The following is a 4,605-nucleotide window of genomic DNA, read 5'->3' on the forward strand; positions in this document are numbered from 1 at the left end:
CTATATCGAGGAATACCTCACCGACCTGAAGACCGCCGACGACCCGAACCTGCAGGTCGATATCTACGTCTTCGTAAAATAGACCGGAAGCGCCTCGATCGCCGACGATTTCAACTTCTGGCTTAGCGCGACATCAGGCACGGCTTGTTACGGACGTAACGCAATCGCGTTACGGACGTAACGCAATCGCGCGCGCGCTGAAACACGGCTGTAACCAGCGCGATCGACAGTTGATGCGTGAAATGTACTTGCGCAGGCGGCAACACCGCCTTTTTGACTGGTGTGCTCCTATGGGGACCGCGGAAGATTTATAACGACGTTCAGCGCCTCAGGCTGATAAGTGGTTGTTGCTGTTTTCCCGCCAGACACGAGAGACGCGTCGCCCTCCGAGCGCGTTACAGCGGCCCCCATCCATCTCGAATCCGCTCCGACTCGCGTCCTTGTCACCGCAGGCGCGTCGAAGGCTGTGCTGGACTCTCCACGAGCCGGCCCTGACCCAGGCGAGCCAATTGATAACGCCCCTCGGGCACCAAGCAGTCGGGCTGAGGGCTCCAGCCAGGACATGGTGCCTTCGAGACTGGCGACCGAGCACTGCTTAACAGCGCGTTGCTGTTCGTTTCACGTTCGGAGAGATCTGATTGCGCATCCCCGCAGAGAGAATGCCTCATGCAACGGAAGACTGATCCCGCTCATTGGGACGCGGCTGGAAAACGTCCCCTCACCGTGGCGGTTCTCTGTGCTTTCGTCCTGCTTATCGATGGCTTCGACACTCAATCGATCAGCTATGCCGCGCCGCAAGTCGCCAAGCAGATGCACATGTCGCGCGACGCGCTCGGAACGGTTTTCTCCGCGGCACTGGTCGGCCTGATGCTCGGTTATCTCCTGTCCTCACCTCTCGCAGACCGGATTGGCACCAAACGGATGCTCGTGCTCGGCGTCGTGATATTTGGAGCGTTCAGTCTGGCCACCGTCTGGACCGGTTCGGTGTCAGGCCTCGTCGCGTTGCGTTTCCTGACCGGCGTCGGTCTTGGGGCGGTGGCGCCGGCAGCCATCTCCTTGACGGATGAGCATAGCCCGAGACATTTACGCGCTACGTTCGTTCTGGCGATTTATTGCGGATTTTCACTCGGCTTTGTCGCGGCCGGCTTTGCGGCTTCGCAGCTTCTGACGAAATATGGTTGGGCTTCCCTCTTCTGGAGTGGTGCACTGCTGTCTTTGATCCTGTGCCCGCTGCTGATGGTCCTGCTGCCGCCGCAGGACGTCCCGGTGCGGGCCACCCGGAACGGTCGGGCAAAGCTAACCGAACTGTTCCAGCATGGTCGAACGCGCGGAACGGTGCTGATCTGGGCAATCTTTGCCATCAACCTCGCGGCATTCTACCTTCTACAAAGTTGGCTTCCAACGTTGCTGACGGGACTCCATCGCGACATCGGGGAGGTCGCGACAGCGACCGCTCTGAGCACGTTCGGTGGAATCGTCGTGGCGATTTTGATCGGCCCTGCGATGGACCGATTTGGCGCCGGCCGATCGCTCGCCGCCCTATACGCACTGGGAATGATCCTGGTCGGTTTCCTTGGCCCATCATTGCCGGCCTCCATGTGGCAACTGAGCCTCGCCAGCTTCTTTGCCGGCTTCTGCATCAGTGGCGGCCAAAAGAGTGCGATCGCGCTGGCAACATTGTTCTATCCAGCATCTCTTGGCGCGACAGGTTTGGGCTGGGCGTTGGGGATCGGCAGAGCCGGGGGCGTCGCGGGTCCACTGATTGCGGGCATGTTGCTCGGCAATGGATGGTCGGCGACCCAGCTTTTCATTCTTGTGGCTCTGTCGATGGGAGCGGCCTGCCTTGCAACCCTGGCCATCCGGATGCCTGAAATCGTCACCAGAGCCGCAACGCGGCCCTTCGGGCCTGCTTCGCAGGCTCACATGCCACAACGATAATTGGAGCGCACTTTGGCGACATATCATCTGGGCCATGCGCCGATCGAATTGGCGCGCCTGACGCTCCAGGCTGAACTGCTCCGTCCGATCACCGAACGTCTGTTGCGCAGTGCAGGCCTTGCGCCGGGCATGAGGGTCCTGGAAATCGGCTGTGGCGCCGGGGACGTGTCCTTTCTAGCGGCGGACCTGGTGGGCCCGCAGGGGCGTGTCGTGGGTATCGATCGCGCGCCCGAGGCGATTCAACATGCGACCGAACGCGCTCGAAGCGGAGGATTGCGGAACGTCACGTTCTACAAAGGTGGCCCGGATATTCCGTTGTCGGGCGAAGAGCCGTTCGATTTCCTGATTGGACGATATGTCCTCGTCCACCAGCAGGATCCGGTGGGTTTTATGCGCCTCGCGACAGCAAACCTTCGCCCCGGAGGCACGCTCGCTTTTCATGAACCGGATTCCAGCTTGATCGCACCGTCGCGCCCACCGATTCCGATCTACGACGCGTTCAATGCCCAATACCACAGCGCGACTCAGACGGCCCTTGCGGGAAAAGAGGCAGCGTTTCGCCTTGCAGCGATCTTCGCCGATTGCGGCTTGGTTTCGTCCGAAGGCTTCTGCGAACGTCTTGTCGGTCTTGAAAACTCGGACTTGTTTTTCCTTTGGCGGGCGACGAGCTATCTTGCCTTCAAGAGCGGGCTCTACCCCGACCAGGCCACAAGTGATGCGGCGCAACTCGCGGCCGATCTTCAAACCGCCGTCAGGACGGTTCACGGCCAAGTGTTCGGTCCGGACCAATGGTGCTTGTGGGCTAAGCTCCCAGCTTGAAAAATGGGCGCGAGCTGCCAATCATGGCACGCAGGCAAGCGCCGTCCTTGCGCGCCCCGAAATGACATTGCCGTCATCATATAAGGTTCGACCGACGTTTCCCCATGAAAGGGCCGAACCTGCTCTTTCGCCTTAGGCTTCGCTTTTGCTAAGCAGCCGGAATGATAGAGAGCCACTTCTTCGATAAAGCCGCGGTCGCCGCGCCCCACACCGCCGCGGCCGAGACCGGCCGCGCGATCCTCGCCGAGGGCGGCAACGCCATCGAGGCGATGATCGGCATGGCGGCGACCATCGCCATCGTCTACCCGCACATGAATGCGATCGGTGGCGACGGGTTCTGGGTGATCCATGAGCCCGGCGGCCGCGTCCGCTATATCGAGGCCTGCGGCCCGGCCGGCAGCCGCGCCACCGCGGAACGCTATCGCGGCCTCGGCTACGACGCGATCCCACCCCGCGGCCCGCTCTCCGCGGTGACCATCCCCGGCACCGTCGGCGGCTGGGCGCTGGCCCACGATCTCGCCAAGCATCTCGGCGGCCGCCTGCCGATCCCCGACCTGTTGCGCGACGCGGTGCGCCTCGGCCGCGAGGGCTATGCCTCGTCGCCCTCCGAAGCCCGCACCCATCCGTTCGAATTCGAGATGCTGAGCGAGGCGCCGGGGTTTGCCCAGACCTACCTCGTCGACGGCAAGGCGCCGGCCGCCGGGACGCTGCGCAAGAACGCCGCGCTGGCCTCGACGCTGGAGCATCTCGGCGACGCCGGCCTGGATGATTTCTATCGCGGCGACATCGCCCGCGAGCTCGCCACCGACATGGACACGATCGAGGCCGGCGGCACCCGTGCCGACCTCAAGAGCTACCGCGCGGTGTGGCGTAAGCCGCTCGTCCTGCCGCTTGCCGGCCGCACGCACTACAATGCGCCGCCGCCGACTCAAGGGTTGGCCAGCCTCATCATCCTCGGCATCTTCGACCGGCTCGCGGTGAAGGAGCCGGAGAGTTTTGCCCATATTCACGGGTTGATTGAAGGCTCGAAGCGGGCGCTGGCGATCCGCGACCGCGTCTGCACCGATTTCGAGCAGCTGCTGCACGTGCCCGAGGATTTCCTCACGCCGGACGCCCTGCGGCGCGAAGCCGACATGATCGACATGAAGCGCGCGGCCTCGATCCCGATCAAGACGGCGCCCGGCGACACGATCTGGATGGGCGCGATCGACGCCAGCGGCCTGGCCGTCTCCTTCATCCAGTCGATCTACTGGGAATACGGTTCGGGCTGCGTGCTGCCACGCACCGGCGTGCTGCTGCAGAACCGCGGCATCTCCTTCTCGCTCGACCCCAAGGCGGTGAACCCGCTGGTGCCGGGGCGGCGCCCCACCCATACGCTGAATCCGGCGCTCGCCACCTTCGATGACGGGCGGATCGCCAGCTACGGCTCGATGGGCGGCGACGGCCAGCCGCAGTTCCAGGCGCAGATCTTTTCCCGCCTGCTGTTCGGCGAAAGCGTCGCCTCGGCGATCGACCGCCCCCGCTTTTTGTTCGGAAAAACCTGGGGCACCAGCACGACGTCGCTGCGCCTCGAGCCGCGCTTCGACGACAGCGTCATGACCGCGCTGCGCCGCGCCGGCCACGATGTCGAACTGTCGGACGAGCCCTATGCCGACACGTTCGGCCACGCCGGCATGCTGGTCCGCCGCAAGGACGGCCGGATCGAGGCGGGGCATGACCCGCGCTCGGATGGCGGCGCGGCGGGAATTTAGAAACTGTCATTCCGGGGCGCGCCGAAGGCGTGAACCCGGAACCAGTGTGTTTTGGTGATACCGAGGTGCGCGTATTGACTGGAGAGCACCGGTTCCG

At 63.5% G+C, this 4,605-nt stretch carries 3 protein-coding genes; all 3 read left to right on the forward strand.

The window, feature by feature from the left end; translation table 11 throughout:
* Nucleotides 1-666 precede the first annotated feature (666 nt).
* The 3 genes from GSQ79_RS16150 to GSQ79_RS16160 all read left to right on the forward strand — a co-directional run bounded on the left by GSQ79_RS16150 (nucleotide 667) and on the right by GSQ79_RS16160 (nucleotide 4,508).
* Nucleotides 667-1,938: an aromatic acid/H+ symport family MFS transporter gene (locus GSQ79_RS16150; protein WP_158809714.1), complete on the forward strand. Its 1,272-nt coding sequence runs from the start codon at nucleotides 667-669 to the stop codon at nucleotides 1,936-1,938.
* A complete protein-coding gene (locus GSQ79_RS16155) occupies nucleotides 1,939-2,757 on the forward strand; it encodes a class I SAM-dependent methyltransferase (protein ID WP_210253112.1) in 819 nt (272 codons plus the stop codon).
* A gap of 161 nt (nucleotides 2,758-2,918) precedes the next feature.
* A complete protein-coding gene (locus GSQ79_RS16160; protein ID WP_158809716.1) occupies nucleotides 2,919-4,508 on the forward strand; it encodes a gamma-glutamyltransferase family protein in 1,590 nt (529 codons plus the stop codon).
* The last annotated feature ends 97 nt before the right edge of the window (nucleotides 4,509-4,605 follow it).

This window comes from Beijerinckia sp. L45, from assembly GCF_009765775.1.
GTDB lineage: Bacteria > Pseudomonadota > Alphaproteobacteria > Rhizobiales > Beijerinckiaceae > RH-AL1.